Source organism: Flavobacterium sp. TSSA_36 (assembly GCF_051547165.1).
Lineage (GTDB): Bacteria > Bacteroidota > Bacteroidia > Flavobacteriales > Flavobacteriaceae > Flavobacterium.
The window spans coordinates 114,475-131,469 of the sequence record NZ_JBPTTP010000007.1; the positions used below are offsets into that span (position 1 = coordinate 114,475).

The following is a 16,995-nucleotide window of genomic DNA, read 5'->3' on the forward strand; positions in this document are numbered from 1 at the left end:
TTAAAATTAGTAGTTTGGGTTTTGAGTGGTAATGCCACCACTTTGACGGATAAATTCAAAAGGGATTGGGAACACTTCATGTTTTCCTTTGATAAATGTTTTTCCTTCTTTAGCAAAAGCACTTACTGCTTGTCCAGTACGAACAAGATCAAAGAAACGATCGTGTTCAAAAGCGAGTTCAACGCGTCTTTCTTTCCAAATAGCTTGTCTAACTTCGCTTTGCGAAAGCGCTGTTGTATTAGGTAATCCGGCACGGCTTCTAATTTGATTTAGTAGCGGAATAGCTGTACTAGATTGTCCCAATTCATTTAAAGCTTCTGCTTTCATCAAGAGTACTTCGGCATAACGCATGTACTTAATGTTGGTATCAGAATCATCGGCATCTGTAAATTTAGAGGAGAACGCTTTGTAGTTGTAGGCGGCGTTTTCAACCGTATTTGGAACTACTCTTCCATCGTATAAAGTGGTGCCTCTAAAAATTATGGTTGCTGCTTTACGCACATCGCCAGTTTCGTAGGCGTTAATTAAGCTCTGTGATGGTGTGTTGAATCCCCATCCCCAACCTCCGGCACCACGAGCACCTTGTACTTGGGAATATTGTTTGATACCTTTGGCTTGACTCGAGTTATTTAGTGAGGTTCCTTGAATTTCGAAAAGAGATTCAGCATCGTTTTCACCTTCTAAACGGAACATTTTGGCGTAATCAGGGCTTAAAGAATACCCTGTTATGGCATTACAATTGTCTATTACATTTTGCCATTTTTGTTGGTATAAGCTTACTTTTGCCAGTACACCATGAGCAGCACCTTTTGAAGCTCTTGCTTTTTCGTTGCTTGGATAAGCCGATTTCTCTGGTAAAGCTGCAATTGCGTCTTTTAAGTCGTTTTCGATATAAGCATACACTTCAGCACTACTTTTACGTGTCAAAAGCATTAATTTATCTTCTTCAGAAGAAGGATTTGGCAAACGATCAACAATAGGTACTCCTCCGTAGGTTTTTACCAAAGTAAAATACATCACAGCTCTTAAGAATTTAGCTTCACCAATTAAACGGTTGCGAAGCGCTTCATCTGCTTTAGTTAATTTTGGAATAATGTTTAAGGCTTGATTACATCTGTTAATTCCGACGTAATTGGCATTAAAAACATCGCGTACCGAGGGACTTGAAGAATTATGAGTTAAGGCATCTAACAGGTCTTTGTCACCTCCTGTGTCTCCAGGCGACGAGCCTTTATCGGCATCGTCAGAAGCAATGCTAGTAAGTCCTATCCAAGGGAAAGAAGACATGTCGAAGTCTAAAAACTTACTATAAATTGCTGTTACAAAAGAAGCAGCTCCTTCGTTGTTATTGAAAGATTCGATATCGTCAGTAAGTACAGATTCGTTTTGATCAATATCTAAGAAATCATTAGTACATCCGGCAAAAAAGAAAACGGATAGTGAAAACAGGGATATATATATCTTTTTCATAGTCTTAAAATTTAATATTTGCTCCAATAACAAAAGATCTAGTAGTAGGGTAGGCATCAAGTTCGATACCCTGAGACCCATAAGGGTTACCGTCACCATTTAATTCTGGAGAGAAACCTGAGAATTTCTGGAAAATAAAAGGGTTGATTACGTTAACGTAGAATCGACAAGCACTCACTATTTTGTTGTCAAAATTGAGTTTGTACCCCAAAGTGATGTTGTTGATTCTAAAAAAGTCTCCTGATTCTAAATAATATGTAGAAGCAACAGGCACTTGATTAAAAGGTCCTACGGTAGTTCCTCCTGGATTGTTTGGGGTCCAAAAATTGCTAGCCAAGGCGTCTTCTACATTTTCACCTGCAAAACGTTGTGCTTTTTTTCCGTTGTAGACTTTGCTTCCTGCAGTACCATAACCATCTACTGAGAAATCCCAGTTTTTATACGCTAATCCTACAGATAAACCAAAATTTGAAGTTGGTAAAATAGAGCCTACATATTTTTTATCGGTTTCGGCTAAATCGTTTTGTGTTACTTTTTGTCCGTTTGCGGTGTAGTACAACATTTTTCCATCGGCTGGATCAAAACCGGCATATTCATACATATAGAAGCTTCCTAAGGCTTTGCCAACCGAAGTGTTGTCTAATATTTTTGTGTATTGACCATTAGCTAAATCTCCTCCTGTGGTTGCTGAAAGCTGTATATCTTTTAATCCATTCAATTTGTTTTTGTTGTACGAGTAATTTCCTCCTACCCAATACGAAAGATCCTCCGTTATTTTGTCGTCCCAACGTACAGAGAGTTCTAGACCTTTGTTAGACACTTCACCGACATGCGCTGGAGAAGCTTTATCGATTCCTGAAGTTATATAAGGTTTTGTGTTTAAAATAACATTGGTAGTTGTTTTGTCGTAGATGTCAAAAGTACCTTTTAATCGGTTGTCTAGCATTTCGATATCCAAACCAAAGGACGTTTCTTGGGTGATTTCCCATGATAAGCTGGGGTCAATTTGTGAAGTAATACTCGTTCCTGGATTCAAAATAGAGCCCCCTAAATAGGTGTCTAATCCAGAAGTAAAGCTTTGACGGTTCAATGGTACGCTTTGGTTTCCAAGTTTACCCCAACCTCCTCTTAATTTCAATACATTGATGGTGCTGACATTAGCCATAAAATCTTCTTTACTAACCACCCATCCTAAACCAACGGCTGGAAAGGTACCCCAACGGTAGTCTTTAGCAAAATTGGAGGAACCATCACGACGAAGAGTTCCAGTAAACAAGTATTTGTCCATTAATTTGTATTGAAAACGACCAAAGTAAGAGGCCAAACGGTTCTGATTGAACATTTCGTCTTGGTAACTGATGACATTGGCGGCATTTTCTACACCCGCTAATCCCCAATAATTTTCATTTGGGTTTACATTTTTTCTAGCAATAGTTAACTTTTCTCGATTGCCTTTCACAGACGCTTCCATTCCTGCCGTTACTTCTAAGTCATGAATATCATTGAATTTTTTGTTATACGTCACATAATTCATAAAGTTCCAATTGAAGTACTGCTCTCTTCCTCTAGTCAATACATTATTGAAGTCGGTCGCAGGATAGGCTTCAGGCACTCTGGTTGGATCTGCCGCTAACCAAATGTTTTTTCGGTCTTCAAAGTTGTAGTTTTTCCAAGTGTAATATTCCCCGTTGAATTGAGAAGTAAATTTCAAGGCTTTGCTAACTTCATAGTCTAATTTTAAACCACCTTGTAAGGTGATACTTCTTTGTTGTTCATTAAAAAAGTCCAATTGCGCTACCGGATTACCCACATTGTTGAAAGAGGATCCCGAAGTGGATGCAAAACCATTGGCTCCCACAAAAGAAACACCATATTGTCCGGTCTCAAAACGAACAGGAACGATAGGGGATTGTTTGTATGCCGTAGTAAAGGCGCTTAACGGTTTTGGAGCTGATTTGGCTGAAGTGAAGCTCAAATTTTGGGTTAATTTAAGTTTCTTAGAAATCTTAAATTCATTATTATTTCTGAAAGTCGTTCTTGCATAATCCAATCCGTTCAAGATTCCTTTTTCTTCGTAGTTCCCCACACTAAAAAAGTATTTGATATTTTCGGAAGAGCCTAAAAGCGAAACATTATTTTGATTGTAAATTCCGGTTCTAGTAATTTCGTCGAACCAATCGGTGTTTACCGGTTGGTCTTGAGAGAAGGTGGTATTCTGTAAGGCGGCATTCGAGTAATGGGCATATTTATTAGATCCAGCCATTTTTACTTTCTTCAAGGTGTTTCTAAACCCTGTAAAATGTTCAAATTCTACTGATAATTTTTCTCCTTTTCCTTGTTTGGTGGTGATGATAATTACCCCATTTGCCGCACGAGTACCGTAGATAGCTAGGGCAGAAGCATCTTTTAAAATTTCGTAAGAGGTAATATCATTGGTGTTGATATTGGAGATGTTGTCCGTAGGCATACCGTCTACTACATACAGAGGCGTTCTTCCGCCCAAAGCGGTACCTAATCCTCGAATCACCACTGAAGGGGAACTTCCCGGTACATCAGATGCGATTACTTGCACCCCGGCGGCTTTCCCTTGAATGGCTTGTGAGGCATTCAACACTTTAACTTTGGTGATCTCTTCTGCTTTTATAGACGAAATAGAAGTGGTATTGTCTATTTTTTTACGGGAGCCATACCCGATGATGACTACGTCTTTCAAAAGGGTATCATCAGATTCGTTCAAGGTAACTTTCATGAAGGCTGCTGTAGCTTTAACGGTTGCTGCTGTAAATCCTAACATGGAGATTTTTAGCATTTCCCCTTCTTTGGCTTTAATTTCAAAGTTTCCATCAAAATCAGCTTCAGTTGAGGTGTTAGAAGTAGTAGCCACAATTATTGTTCCTGGTATTCCTAGTCCCTGGTTGTCTAGGACTTGTCCTTTTATCGTCTGCGCATAAAAATAGGCAGGGGCTAAAAGGAAAAGTAATACACTTACATAAAGATTTCTCATAACATTATAATTAGATAAAGTTGTTGGGCAAAATTAAACAATTACAACGTTGTAGTTGAGTAGCTTGGGTACTACATAGCTACATCATACAGTGTAGTATGGTAGTAATTGTTTTGATAAACAGGTAATTATAAAATAATCGATTCAAATGAATAGCGTTATTGATGTAGTAATGATGTAGCGTCAAACGTTTTAGTTAGGACTCGTTTAATGAGTTCTTGTTGAAAGAGTTACTGAAGAGCTTCCAAATTCAATAAAAACTTTGTCAAATTTTCTTCTTGTTTCAATCCTAATTTTTTTCTTAATCGATAACGATGTAATTCGACTCCCCTAAAAGAAATATTCATCATAGGCGCAATTTCTTTTGAAGATAAATTCATTTTTAAATAAATGCAAAGTTTGATGTCTTTTGGAGTTAATTGAGGAAAATTATGATTCAATTGAGTGATGAACTCTTTATGGATTTGATTTAAATTGGATTCAAAAGATTCCCATTCGTGTTTATTAACGGAGTTTATTTTGATTATTTTTCTAATGTCACTTTTAAGTTTATTCATGTCCGCATCAGATTCTAAAATAGATTGAATGCTATCCATCATTTCGGTTTGTTTGGCAATTGAAAGTGATTTTCCAGCTACTTCAGAGGATTTGGATTGTAATTCTAGTTCAAGAATGTGCTTTTCATAGGCTTGGATTTGCACATTACTTTGCGCTTTTAATTCTAATTCTTTTAATTCGTTTTGATGTTTTAAAGCCTCTTCCTGAAGTTTTAGTCGTTGTATGTAGCGCCCTTTATTCCATTTGTAATAGCCCCAAAATAGCGTACTGAGCATGGCAACATACAATAGAATCATGCCTAAAGAAAAATACCAAGGCTGTTTTACCACGACATGAAAGCTTTGAGTAGGGGTGAAATTTCGTCCATCATATTGAAAAATAGACAGAGTATGCGAGCCGCTATTCCAATTATTCACCTGTATGATTCCTCTTTTAATGGGATGGTAGTGATTGGACTGGTCCATTTTGTAAAAGAGATTGGGTTTATCGATACCATATTTTCCAGAAATGACCATTACTTTTAATTCTGAATTAAAGTCGATTTCGCCGCCGTTTTCTACTTTTTTATTGAGGCTAAAGGCTTCTATACTTGTTTTTTCGACGATAGTATTCTTGAAATCTAACTTCAAAGTAATGAAGCCATCTTCTAGATTCAAAAGATAATTGTGTGGTGTTTTGCTGATTTTTAAATGGTCATTGATTAATTTTCCTTTGTAGTATTTTTCAGGAATGGTGTTCCATTTGAAATGATTGTTTTCTTCCTTAATGTGATACAATTGACCATTTTTTTCTACTAAAAATTGCTGATCGTCAATGCTGATAATATCCGAAATGTCTTTGAAGTTTTTTTGAAACCAAGTGTTTTTTTCTAGGGTATTGGTCATGGCGTTAAACGAGTACCAGTTGCTGTTGATCCAAAAAATCAGCTCTTTTCTAAATTCAAATAATTTGACCCCAAAATCATTTTTAAGGCCACTGTTTTGGGTGATGTTTTCTACTTTTTGAGTGTTCCACTTTTCGTCTAGGGTAACGCGATAGAGACCGCGGTAGTTATCGGCAGCCCAAATTTCATTTTTTCTAATTTGTGCTACATACTTAATGGGTTTTAGTAATCCTTGAATCGTTTTGTTCACTTTGAGATCTAGTGGATTGGGGTAGACCGTAATTCCGGTATAAGTGGCTTGCCAATAGGACTCGTTGAGGTTACTTTTGATAAAGTTCCATCCTCCATTGATGGGATTGATTTTAGATAATTGCCCCTCTGGATTATATAGAAAAGTGCCGTCATTGTGACCAATAACAAAGCCAGAGGGGCTTGCTGAAATTTGCCACGCTTGCCCTTTGGTTCCTTGGAGGAGTTTTAGTTTATTTTCCTCAAATTCAAAAACACCATGGTTAGAAGCTAAAAGATATTTAGAAGGAAGGGTTTGTACCGCGGCATAGACCGATCCTAAAGTTCCCGAATTATCATTTAGGATGGCTATTGGGGAGTTGATTTCTACATGTGAAATGCCATTGTCAAGTCCCAGCCAAAGGTTGTTTTCTTGGTCTAAAGTGCTACTCAAAACAGTATTGTTTAGCAAGGTATTTTTGCGATTCATGTTTTGATAGGTTTCGCTTTTAAAATCGTATAAGAAAACGCCTTGCGTCATAGAGCCTACGAGCATTTTGTCGTTGGATACTAATTTGGCTTTGTTGATGTTAGCTGCTTTTAAAACAGCATTAAGCGGTGCATTCCACGGAACGAGTTTGTTGTTCTGGGTTACAAATACCCCATTTTTATGGGTAAAGACAAACCATTGATTGTCTTTTTTTTGCAGGCCATGGATGACATTGTTTTCTAGTGCTTCCCAGCCTGGAATTTTTTGGAGTTGTTTTCCTTTTAATTTAAAAATTCCGTGTCCCACAGTAGCTACATATATTTGGTCTTCGATAACATAACAATAGGAGATCAAAAAGGGGAAAGTGATTTTTTGCAGTTGGCCCTTTTCTGTCCAAAACAAATTATTGAAGGATTGAAAGTAGATACGCTCTTTTGCTTTAAAAATTTTCCAAATTTCCTCATTATCTTGCTCATCAAAGGCCTGCTGCCTTTTAGAGATGGAGTAATAGGTCATTTTTCCATGGGATCGTTTCCAATATCCAAATTCTTTATAAGAACCACAATATATTCTATCTTGATCCGCGAAAACAGAGCGAATTACGGTTTTGTTAGGCAATTGGTATTTTTCCCAAATCACCCCGTTGTATCTTAAAAGAAAATGGTTATTCGCAAAATACATGGCTTTGTCTTGGCCTTGCGTCACATCCCAAACTTGATTGTCGCCTTTGAAATTCGATTTATCATAATTTTCTACAAAGGGCAACAACTCTTGGGCCGAACCGCAAAAGACCACTAACAACAAAAAAAGGGTGCTTATTTTTTTCAAAATTTACATTTTAATTCACTTTACTAACAAATTTAAAAGGTTTTTATGGAAATGCTTGTTTTTTTAAGTCAATTTTATAAATATGATAATTATTTTGGCAATGCCTTAGGACGATATTTTTTTAATTCTATATTTGTATCCGAATTAAGGTTGCGTTTTTATTTTTATTGAAAACGTATTAAAAGGGAATTAGGATCAATACCTAAGCTGTACCCGCAACTGTAAGCTACCAAGCTTGTTGTTATCTACAAAACCACTGTTTTTAAAGTGGGAAATTAGAAATTAGAAAATAGAAGTATAACTTCTAATCGCTAACCTCTAACTTCTAACTTAGAACGGGAAGGTCAACAACAAGACGCAAGCCAGGAGACCTGCCTTTTTTCTTAACCAATAGCGAACTTTCGGGAAAAAAGGTTCAGGAAATTATGGCACATTTTAAATCTTTTCTCTGTTTTTTCTTGCTGGCAAGTCAACTGACGTTTGCTCAGAATGATTCGATTACTCGCTTAAAAGAGGTCGTCATTGCTGATGCGAAGCTGCGCAAATTTTCTAGTTCTCAAACGATTTTGAGTTTGAACGACTCTATTTTGTCCAAAAATAGTGCGTTGTTGACAAATTTACTCAATTACAATTCGGTTTTATATTTTAAAGAATACGGTCGTGGGATGCTTTCGACGGTGGCTTTTAGGGGAACCACTGCGTCGCAAACTGCGGTGATTTGGAACGGCATCAACATCAATTCCCAAATGAATGGGAGTACCGATTTTAATACCATTTCAGGAACGGATTATAATTCGATTGCTGTTAAAGGAGGTGGAGGAAGTGTGATTTATGGCAGTGGGGCTATTGGTGGCACAGTGCATTTGAACAATGACTTGCGATTTGACCGTTCTTTTTCAAATCAATTGCGACTGGATTATGGAAGTTTCAACACGCAGGGCATACATTATGATAGCCAATTTTCAAACACAAAATGGTCGGCTCAAATTGGTTTTTCTAGAAACTATTCTGATAACGATTACGACTATCCTGGTCTTTTTGATTGGAAGGGCAATCAGCGTTTTAATGAAAACGGGGAATATGAAGTGATTGGGTTCAATGCAGCAATTGGTTTTAAAATTTCTGATAAACAAATACTAAAAGCTTACAGTCAGTCCTCGAATACCGATAGGAATATTTCTTTACTTTCGCCCTCGGAGTCTAGAACGAAATACAAGAATGATTTTAGTAGAAATTTGTTGGAATACAATGGTGTTTTTGACCAATGGACGATGAATGGTAAGATGGCTTACCTCACCGAAGGCTATCAGTATTATCCGAACAAGTCGCTACCACACTACAGTTTTGGGGATACTAAGACTTGGATTACCAAAGCGGATGTTAGTTTTCAAGTGACGCCTTCTTTTTTGGTAAACACAATTTTAGAATACAATACAACCCAAGGTAAAGGCTCTGGATTTGGATACCACGAAAGACAGATTGGTGCAGCATCTGTGTTGGTCAAATATGAAATCGATTCGAAATGGCAAAATGAATTGGGGATTCGTAAGGAGTTTACCAATACTTATAAATCGCCTGTTCTTTTTTCGGCTGGAAGTGCTTTGCGGATCGCGCCTTGGTACCAATTGAAAGTCAATGCTTCTCATAATTTCCGAATTCCTACCTACAATGATTTGTATTGGGAAGAAGGCGGCAATCCCAATTTAAAACCCGAAAGTGCGTACCAAGGCGAACTAGCCAATGTTTTTACTTATAAAAATATCAGTTTGACGCAAACGGCCTATTACAATAAAATTAAAGATTTGCTGCGTTGGGTTCCGGGGAATAATGGGATTTGGTCTCCTCAAAATACGGATCGCGTAGCCGCTTATGGAATAGAAGCTTTATTGGCTTGGAAACAACAATTTGGAAAAAGTATTTGGCAAATCTATGGGACGTATGCGTACACCATTTCCAAAAATGAGGAAACCCAAAAGCAATTGTTTTTTGTGCCATATCACAAAGCTACCGCTGCTTTAGCTTATAGTTATAAAAAGTGGAGTGCCAATTATCAATTCCTATTTAATGGTTTTGTCTATACGCAATCCGATAACAATCCTAGCGCTATCATTCCTTCGTATTGGGTTGCTAATGTGGGCGTAGATTATGAATTCTTTAAACGTAATCCAATAAAAATAGGCGCTCAAGTCCTTAATCTTTGGAATGAAAAATATGAAAGTCTGGAAAATAGAATGATGCCTGGACGTAATTTTAATTTGTATCTAATCTTTAAATTTTAATATAATGAAGTTAACTAGAGTTTTATTAGTAGCCTTTACTTTTGCCTTTTTGGCATCTTGTACAAACGACGACAACGAAAATGTGTCCAAAGGGAATTATGATAATGGTGTTTTTATTCTAAATGAAGGTAATAGTTCTGGAAATAGTTCCGTATCGTTTTTAGGAGAGGATTTGACTACTTTTAAACAAGATGTATATGGAGCGGAGAATCCAGGTGATTTTTTTGGACTATATGTACAATCGATTTTTTTTGATGGCGATAAGGCGTATGTAATTGCTGGAGGTTCTAATGTGATTAATGTAGTGAATCGCTATACGTTTAAGTTATTAGCTAAAATCGAAACAGGTTTAATCACACCAAGATATGGAGTAGTGAAAAATGGTAAAGCTTATGTAACCAATGCTAATACCTATGGAGGAACATCAGGAAACACTGATGATTTTGTAGCTGTTATCGATTTGGCCACGAATAAAGTGGAATCTAAAATTAACTTGAATGCTACCGCCAATCGTATTGTGTTAGAAGGTGATAAGTTGTACATCACAGAACCTTATAATAGCGACAAAGTTTTGGTTGTAAATACGACAACTAAGGCTTTAGAAACACCTATAACTGTTGGGTCAAGCGCCAATACAATGGAAGTAAAAAACGGTGTTTTGTATGTGTTAGCGGCTCCTTACGGAAGTGCAAGCAAAATTGTAAAAGTGAAATTATCGGATAAATCGGTTACAGAAGTGGTGTTTCCAACGGCTTTGACAGATGCAGGAAATTTGGATATCTATGGTTCTAAAATCTATTTTACAAAAGATACAGGAGTGTATAGTATGGATATCACGGCAACACAGCCTTCAGATAAACCTATTTTTAACTACTCGTCTACTTCCCAATATGGAGTGATGTATGGTTTTGCGGTAGAGAATGATAAAATTTACATTGCCGATGGAGGGGATTTCGCTTCGAATAGTAAGGCTTATGTGTATTCTTTAACTGGAACATTGCAAAAAGAAGTAACAGTAGGAGTAGGACCAAACGGATTCTATTTTAATAACTAAAAGAAAAGAAGTAGTTTAAAAATATAAAGGCGTTTTCGAAATGAAAACGCCTTTTTTTACGGTAGTTGCCGTTGTTATTTTAGAGTTGAAACCACATCTAAAATGGTATTGGCAATTTTTGTTTGTTCTGTTTCATTGGTCAAGGTGCGTTTGTCGTTTTCATTAGTCAAATACCCTAATTCAATCAAAACACCAGGAACAGTTGCTTTCTTTAACACCATAAAAGGGGCATTTTTTATGATAGTATTGCCTTTTAAAGCGGTTTGTTGTGGCAATCTGGTGTTAAGTTGTGTCGCAATTTCTTTAGATTGTTCAACTGTGGTAGAATTTTGTTCGTTGATAAAAAATTCCAAACCAGATTTTTGATGGTTAGCGTTAGCATTAACATGCAGCGAAATGAACAAATCAGGTTGTATGCTATTGATAAGGGCTGCACGAGAATGTAACTCCACGAATTCATCTTCATTTCTAGTAAAATGTAAAACAATAGCTTTATCGGTATTCTGTGCTTTGATTTTACTGGCAATTTGAGCAACGATCTCTTTTTCGATGGCAGCGTTATTTTTTGCGCCAAAATCATGTCCGCCATGTCCAGCATCAATCACTACATGGACGGTTTTTAAAGGTTTCAATGCAGGTGAAATAAAGGCTAAGGACGCACAAGCTATAAATCCGATGCCAATTTTTGAATACAATTTCATACTATGGTTTTATTAGTGGTTACTTAATTTTTTTTACAAAGCATTGCTTTCCAAAGAGTTGGTATGGTGTTTTTTAGTATGTACTTACAAAGATTGTAATAATCCCTCAGGAATCGTTTCTAGATACATATCGTTTCTAAATCCTTTGATTGATTTGGAATCTTTGAAAAACTCAAATACTTTCCCTTTAGCCTCAGGGATTGCTTTTGTTGTACCCGTAATTTTTCCGATCGCAAGCTTTAATAAGGGTTCGTTAACATCTCCCAAAACCCCAAAAGTACTGATGGTCTCTTTTAGTTCAAATGTAGGGACTAAACCGCTCTGATAATCTCCGAATCCATTAGCATTAACTATTTTTAAAACTAAGGGCTGCATGGCATATTTGTGTGATTTATTCACATTTTCTTTTTCAAAAGTAGGGGAGTCGTATAAAGTAATAGAGCCTACGTTTTTTCCAGTGGTTACATCCCCAATTTGAATGACATCAATAAAGGGTTTTAATCCGTTGATGATTAATTCGCTAGCTGAGGCAGTACCTTTTGTGGTTAGAATGTAAACTTTAGAAAGATTCAAACTATTAATAGGGGTGGTGCCAATTTTATCAGGGAAAAAGTTTTTTAGTGATTCTGGATTATTAGTACTGAAATAAGCCTCGATTTTTTCATTCCATTGTTGTTTTGCAAATACTTTTCCTGAAAATTGTCCAGTAATCATGCTCGCCAATCGAGTAGCGGTTTGTACTGAACCTCCGCCATTATAACGCAAGTCTAAAACTAAGTCTTTAATGCCTTGTGACTTTAAACTTCCAAAAGCTTCGTTGAGTTGGATATCATAATTAGCAAAAAAACCATTGTACATCAAGTATCCTATTTTTTTTCCTCCCGTTTCGATTACTTTATTGATTAAAATTGGATTTTCGTTCAAGACAGTTTTCGTTAAGGCTACTGTTTTTCCGTTGCTCACAATAGTAGTTCCGTTATAATCGGCTAAATTCAGCGTGTAGCTTTCGGCATTCAATAATAATGATTGGTAGTTGTTTACGGTCAATTGTGTTCCGTTTACTCCCGTGAACATATCGCCACGTTTGATGGCTTTGGTAGCTGCATCTGATCCAGGAATGATGTAACGAACATACCCAAAAATTTCAGTGGTACTTCCGGGTTTGTAACTCAATCCGAAATCAACACCATCATTTTTGGTAGTCCCTTGGAACGATTGCTCTAAAGCTTCATAATCATCCACAATCCAGCTAAAACGATCGATAGATTTGTCTACTCGTAAGGCTTCGAACAAACTTTCCGGCGTACTATATCCATTTAAGAATGCATTCAGTTCGGTTTGATTTTTAAATTTATTGTCAGCTAAATTAGGAACACTGCTTTGCCACAAGTAATATTGGTTCATTCCTTTCCAAATAAAATTTTGGATTTCTGATGATTTTGGTGCTGCTATGTCGTCTTCGTCTTTTTGACAACTTTGAAAAAGAAAAAAACCACAGAGCAATAAGCCTATAATTTTAAAATTGGTTTTCATAAAAGGTTACGTATAATTAGTTGGGTAAAAATACTAACTTTAAAATTATTTATTTATTGTTTGTAACAAAAATAATTGTCGTTCGTCTTGCTTTTATGAACCGCTAGTAACCACCATTAGAATGAACCAAAATGAGTTTGTACAATTGATTACTCCTTTCAAAGATAAAGTCTTTCGATTGGCCAAACGATTGCTCGTGAGTACCGAGGAAGCAGAAGATGCAACACAAGAGGTTTTGGTGAAATTATGGAATAGAAACGAAAGTTTATCTGGTTATGCTAGCGTCGAAGCCTTGGCCATGACCATGACTAAGAATCATTGTTTGGATCAGCTGAAAGCGAAACGTTCTAGTAATTTGCGAATTGTACACAACAATTACACGGATAGAGAACCAAGCTTGCAGCAAAAAGTAGAAGACAATGATACTTTGAATTGGGTAGCCAAAATAATAGATCAGTTGCCTGAACAACAACGCATGATTATTCAGCTTAGAGAAGTAGAACAATATGAGTTTGAAGAAATCGCCAAAGTATTAGAAATGAATGAAACCGCCATTCGCGTGGCACTCTCTAGAGCAAGAAAAACCATTAGAGAACATATGACAAAAACACACCGTTATGGAACTATATAAAATAGAAGAACTTTTAGAAAAATACTTTCAAGGAGTAACCAGTATTGCCGAGGAAAAAGAGTTGACGAACTATTTTTCCTCCTCGAATGTTGCGCAGCATTTAGAGCAATACCAGCCATTATTTGGTTACTTCTCTTTAGCAAAAGAACAAATAAACCCTACTGAATTACCAGAATTGCCTACTAAAAAAGGGCAAAGTGCAAAACCCGTTTGGTGGTCATTAGCGGCTTCGGTTGTGATTTTGCTTGGAATAGGAATGTATGTTTACACGACCAATGAAACTAAGACTAGTATGGCTTCCAACGAATTGGGGACTTATGATACTCCCGAAGAAGCGTTTAGAGAAACTCAAAAGGCATTAGCTCTGTTATCAGGTCACGTAAACACCGGCATTGAAAGTGTGCAGGTCATTCAGGAATACGATAAATCAAAAGGAAAAGTTTTTAATCAATAAATCAAAAAACAACATGAAATCAACAGTTATAATTAGCAACAAAACTCGTTTAACTGCAATAACGAAAAAAGTATTTTTAGCTTTAGTATTTTTACTAGTAGCTAACCCCATTTTTGCACAAGGCGCCTTCGATAAATTCGATGGTCAAGACGATGTTACGTCGGTTATTGTCAACAAAAAAATGTTCGAAATGATGAGCAAAGTAAAAGTTGATGCCTCTGATAAAGAGATGCAGCAATATTATCATTTAATCAAAAAATTAGACAATCTAAAGGTGTTTACCACCAAAAGCGCTCGTGTTGAGGCCGAAATGAAAGCTACTGCTGAACGTTATATGAAAACGGCTAATCTAGAAGAACTTATGCGTGTAAACGATAATGGTCGTAGTATTAAAATTTTAGTAAAATCTGGAGCTAAAGACACACAAATCAGAGAATTATTGATGTTTATCGATGGTGGAAAAGGCGAAGACAGTGTGTTAATGTCTTTGACAGGCGATTTTGATTTGAATGAAATCTCAGTATTGACCGATAAAATGCGTTTTCCTGGTGGCGACGATTTGAAAAAAGCCACCAAAGGGAAGAAGTAGTGATTAGTACTTAGTTACTAGTAATTAGCTTTATCCAATACTGTCATTATTCTAAAATAAAGCATTCTAAATCCTGCAAGGTTTTCAAAACCTTGTAGGTATGTTTTCAGAATCTTAGAGGGCCAAAAAAGGGAGCTAAAAAAAGGGAATAAACTTAGAGGTAAGAATATTCAAAATAGAATGCTATTAATATAAAAAGGTAAAAAAATGAAAGCAATAGTTGGTTTGGCAATTATCCTATGCCTGTGGTTGAGCAGTTGCAACTCTGAACCGAGTTTGCAAAAGTATTTTGTAGAAAATACTGAAAATAAAAATTTTATAGCGCTTGATATTTCGTCTTCTATTTTGAATTTGGATCAAGCGAAACTCTCTTTAGAGCAGCAACAAGCCTTACAATCGTTTAAAAAAATAAATATTTTGGCTTTTAAACGCAATCCAAATAATACGGCTGAGTTCGAAACAGAGTGCGCCAAATTGACGGGTATTATGAAAAATCCAAAATACCAACAACTTATGAAATTTGGTTCTGGTAAAGAAGGTGCTTCGATAAGTTTTGTGGGAACGGATGAGCATATTGAAGAGTTTGTTTTGTTTGCCAACCAAAAAGAAACCGGTTTTGCCGTAGTTCGGGTATTAGGTAAAGACATGAATCCTACGCATATTATGAACATGATGTCGGTTTTGCAACAATCCAAAATCGATTTGGATCAGTTGAAACCGTTACAAGCATTAATGAAGAAATAGTAATTGAGATAAATATCATCAAGAACGGTTGGCGAATTGCTAGCCGTTTTTTTGTTGATACGTTTCCCAATCCTCAGGTGTATTCAGATTCAGATTCACCTCTGGATTTTCAACGGGTACAATGCTAATCATTGCCGAAGGACAAGCTTTTATTAAATAATCCAGCCGACTGTTACTCGGATCCAGTTTCAGTAGTGGTTGCCAAAACGAAGCAGTCATCACGATAGGATGTCCGTTTTTACCTTTATAATTAGGGATAACAATGGCTTGCTGTTTTTCTGAAAGCAGTTGTAGCGTTTCGTCTTTGGGTATCGGAACATCAATGGGGCAGAGTAGTATGGTTTTAGGTTCTTCTATTTGAGAAAGAACCGTTTGTAAGCTCGAAAAAGAACCGCGTTCAGGGTAAAGATTTTCAACGGCTCGTATGTTGAGATGCATGTAAGTAATAGGTGCTTGTAAAGCTGAGGTTAACCAAGGTAGTGCCTCACAATAAGCGACCGTATGAAACCCCAATGCGATATAAACCTCTTTACCGCCAGAGGAAGCTATGCTTTTTAATTGGGTTTCGAGCCAATATTCTTTTTTGTCGAATAGTAATCCTTTGGGTTGCCCCATACGTTCTGATTTTCCTCCTGCCAATAGTACAAAAGCAACATTATTTTTCATAATACACATGTAGTAATTGGGCAGCAATGCTAATGGCAATTTCTTTTGGAGTGTGACCACCTAAGTCCAAACCTACAGGGCAATGCACTGGATTCATACCTGCTTCAAAACTCAATTCGTCTCTAAGCATATGATGAAATTTATTGCGTTTGGTTTTGCTACCAATGAGGCCAATGAATTTTGTGCTTTCAGCTAGGCATAAGGCAGTGATTTCAAAATCCAATTTATGGTCGTGGGTGACAATGATAGCATAACAATTTGGTCCCCAATGTATAGTGCTTTTATACAAATCAAAAGGCACAGCACTATAGGTTACAGAAGAAGGAAGAGACAAGGTGCTTTCCCATTGCTCTCTGGTATCCAATAGTTTGATTTGAAACGGGGTATTGGCTAAAACTTCGCATAAGGCAACGCCAATATGGCCTGCGCCAAAGAGATACAGTTCTGGATTTTGATTCATAGGTTCGATTAAAAGAGTTACTTTTCCACCACAGCATTGCTCGAATTCGGGCCCTAATGTGTAAGTAGTAGATTGAATTTGATTTTCTTGAATGGCTTTTTGGGCTTGAGTGATGATATGAAATTCAAGTTTCCCTCCGCCAATGGTGCCAAAAATCTCTTTTTGATGGGTTACAATCATTTTTGAGCCTATTTTGCAAGGAGCTGAACCCAATACTTGAGTTACAGTGATCAAGGCAACCGGTGTTTTGGTGATTTTGAAAGTATGTAATAGTGTAATCCAATCGTTCATATAGGAATGGGAAATGTTTTTGCGTTAGGGATAAAAGTGAAAAACCTTTTTATGCCCGTAGCCATTGCGAAGGGTGTAAAAAGTTTGGGAACGGATAGCCCGACCCCGAGGAGCAGTGACTTGTGGTTGAGT

General features: G+C 36.8%; 13 protein-coding genes and 1 riboswitch. Of the genes, 6 read left to right on the top strand and 7 right to left on the bottom strand.

What is annotated here, in order from left to right; translation table 11 throughout:
* Positions 1–6: 6 nt before the first annotated feature.
* The 3 genes from ACSVH7_RS13225 to ACSVH7_RS13235 form a co-directional block, all read right to left on the bottom strand.
* The gene (locus ACSVH7_RS13225; RefSeq protein WP_438067170.1) at positions 7–1,470 is read right to left on the bottom strand and encodes a RagB/SusD family nutrient uptake outer membrane protein; all 1,464 of its coding nucleotides are present in this window, start codon (positions 1,468–1,470) and stop codon (positions 7–9) included.
* Positions 1,471–1,474: 4 nt separating this feature from the next.
* Positions 1,475–4,474, bottom strand: a complete 3,000-nt coding sequence (locus ACSVH7_RS13230; protein ID WP_438067171.1) for a SusC/RagA family TonB-linked outer membrane protein — start codon at positions 4,472–4,474, stop codon at positions 1,475–1,477.
* Positions 4,475–4,704: 230 nt separating this feature from the next.
* Entirely contained in the window at positions 4,705–7,461 is a 2,757-nt protein-coding gene (locus ACSVH7_RS13235; RefSeq protein ID WP_438067172.1) for a LuxR C-terminal-related transcriptional regulator, read from the bottom strand.
* A 130-nt stretch (positions 7,462–7,591) separates the two neighbouring features.
* A riboswitch (cobalamin riboswitch) is annotated at positions 7,592–7,854 on the top strand.
* 32 nt (positions 7,855–7,886) lie between these two features.
* On the opposite strand from ACSVH7_RS13235, the gene ACSVH7_RS13240 reads away from it, so the two are divergent.
* A complete protein-coding gene (locus ACSVH7_RS13240; protein WP_438067173.1) occupies positions 7,887–9,740 on the top strand; it encodes a TonB-dependent receptor plug domain-containing protein in 1,854 nt (617 codons plus the stop codon).
* A gap of 4 nt (positions 9,741–9,744) precedes the next feature.
* Entirely contained in the window at positions 9,745–10,794 is a 1,050-nt protein-coding gene (locus ACSVH7_RS13245; RefSeq protein WP_438067174.1) for a YncE family protein, read from the top strand.
* Between the two features lie 74 nt (positions 10,795–10,868).
* Here ACSVH7_RS13245 and ACSVH7_RS13250 read toward each other — a convergent pair whose 3' ends face one another.
* Both ACSVH7_RS13250 and ACSVH7_RS13255 read right to left on the bottom strand, forming a co-directional pair.
* Positions 10,869–11,495 carry an N-acetylmuramoyl-L-alanine amidase family protein gene (locus ACSVH7_RS13250; RefSeq protein WP_438067175.1) on the bottom strand — a complete coding sequence of 209 codons (627 nt, stop codon included), beginning with the start codon at positions 11,493–11,495 and terminating at the stop codon, positions 10,869–10,871.
* A gap of 84 nt (positions 11,496–11,579) precedes the next feature.
* The gene (locus ACSVH7_RS13255) at positions 11,580–13,028 is read right to left on the bottom strand and encodes a S41 family peptidase (RefSeq protein WP_438067176.1); all 1,449 of its coding nucleotides are present in this window, start codon (positions 13,026–13,028) and stop codon (positions 11,580–11,582) included.
* 121 nt (positions 13,029–13,149) lie between these two features.
* Here ACSVH7_RS13255 and ACSVH7_RS13260 point away from each other — a divergent pair, with 121 nt between their 5' ends.
* From ACSVH7_RS13260 to ACSVH7_RS13275, 4 genes are all read left to right on the top strand, one after another.
* Complete coding sequence (locus ACSVH7_RS13260) at positions 13,150–13,659, top strand: RNA polymerase sigma factor (protein ID WP_438067177.1); 510 nt, start codon at positions 13,150–13,152, stop codon at positions 13,657–13,659.
* Positions 13,646–14,113 carry a hypothetical protein gene (locus ACSVH7_RS13265; protein WP_438067178.1) on the top strand — a complete coding sequence of 156 codons (468 nt, stop codon included), beginning with the start codon at positions 13,646–13,648 and terminating at the stop codon, positions 14,111–14,113. Before ACSVH7_RS13260 ends, ACSVH7_RS13265 begins: the two co-directional genes overlap by 14 nt.
* 13 nt (positions 14,114–14,126) lie before the next feature.
* Positions 14,127–14,702 carry a DUF4252 domain-containing protein gene (locus ACSVH7_RS13270; RefSeq protein ID WP_438067179.1) on the top strand — a complete coding sequence of 192 codons (576 nt, stop codon included), beginning with the start codon at positions 14,127–14,129 and terminating at the stop codon, positions 14,700–14,702.
* A gap of 207 nt (positions 14,703–14,909) precedes the next feature.
* Positions 14,910–15,446, top strand: coding sequence for a DUF4252 domain-containing protein (locus ACSVH7_RS13275; RefSeq protein WP_438067180.1), 537 nt, complete (start codon positions 14,910–14,912; stop codon positions 15,444–15,446).
* A gap of 39 nt (positions 15,447–15,485) precedes the next feature.
* Here the strand turns inward: ACSVH7_RS13275 and ACSVH7_RS13280 are convergent, their stop codons facing one another.
* Together ACSVH7_RS13280 and xdhC are read right to left on the bottom strand one after the other, a co-directional pair.
* Entirely contained in the window at positions 15,486–16,112 is a 627-nt protein-coding gene (locus ACSVH7_RS13280; protein ID WP_438067181.1) for a nucleotidyltransferase family protein, read from the bottom strand.
* The gene (gene xdhC, locus ACSVH7_RS13285; RefSeq protein ID WP_438067182.1) at positions 16,102–16,863 is read right to left on the bottom strand and encodes a xanthine dehydrogenase accessory protein XdhC; all 762 of its coding nucleotides are present in this window, start codon (positions 16,861–16,863) and stop codon (positions 16,102–16,104) included. The genes ACSVH7_RS13280 and xdhC overlap by 11 nt, the downstream gene beginning before the upstream one ends.
* Between the last annotated feature and the right edge of the window lie 132 nt (positions 16,864–16,995).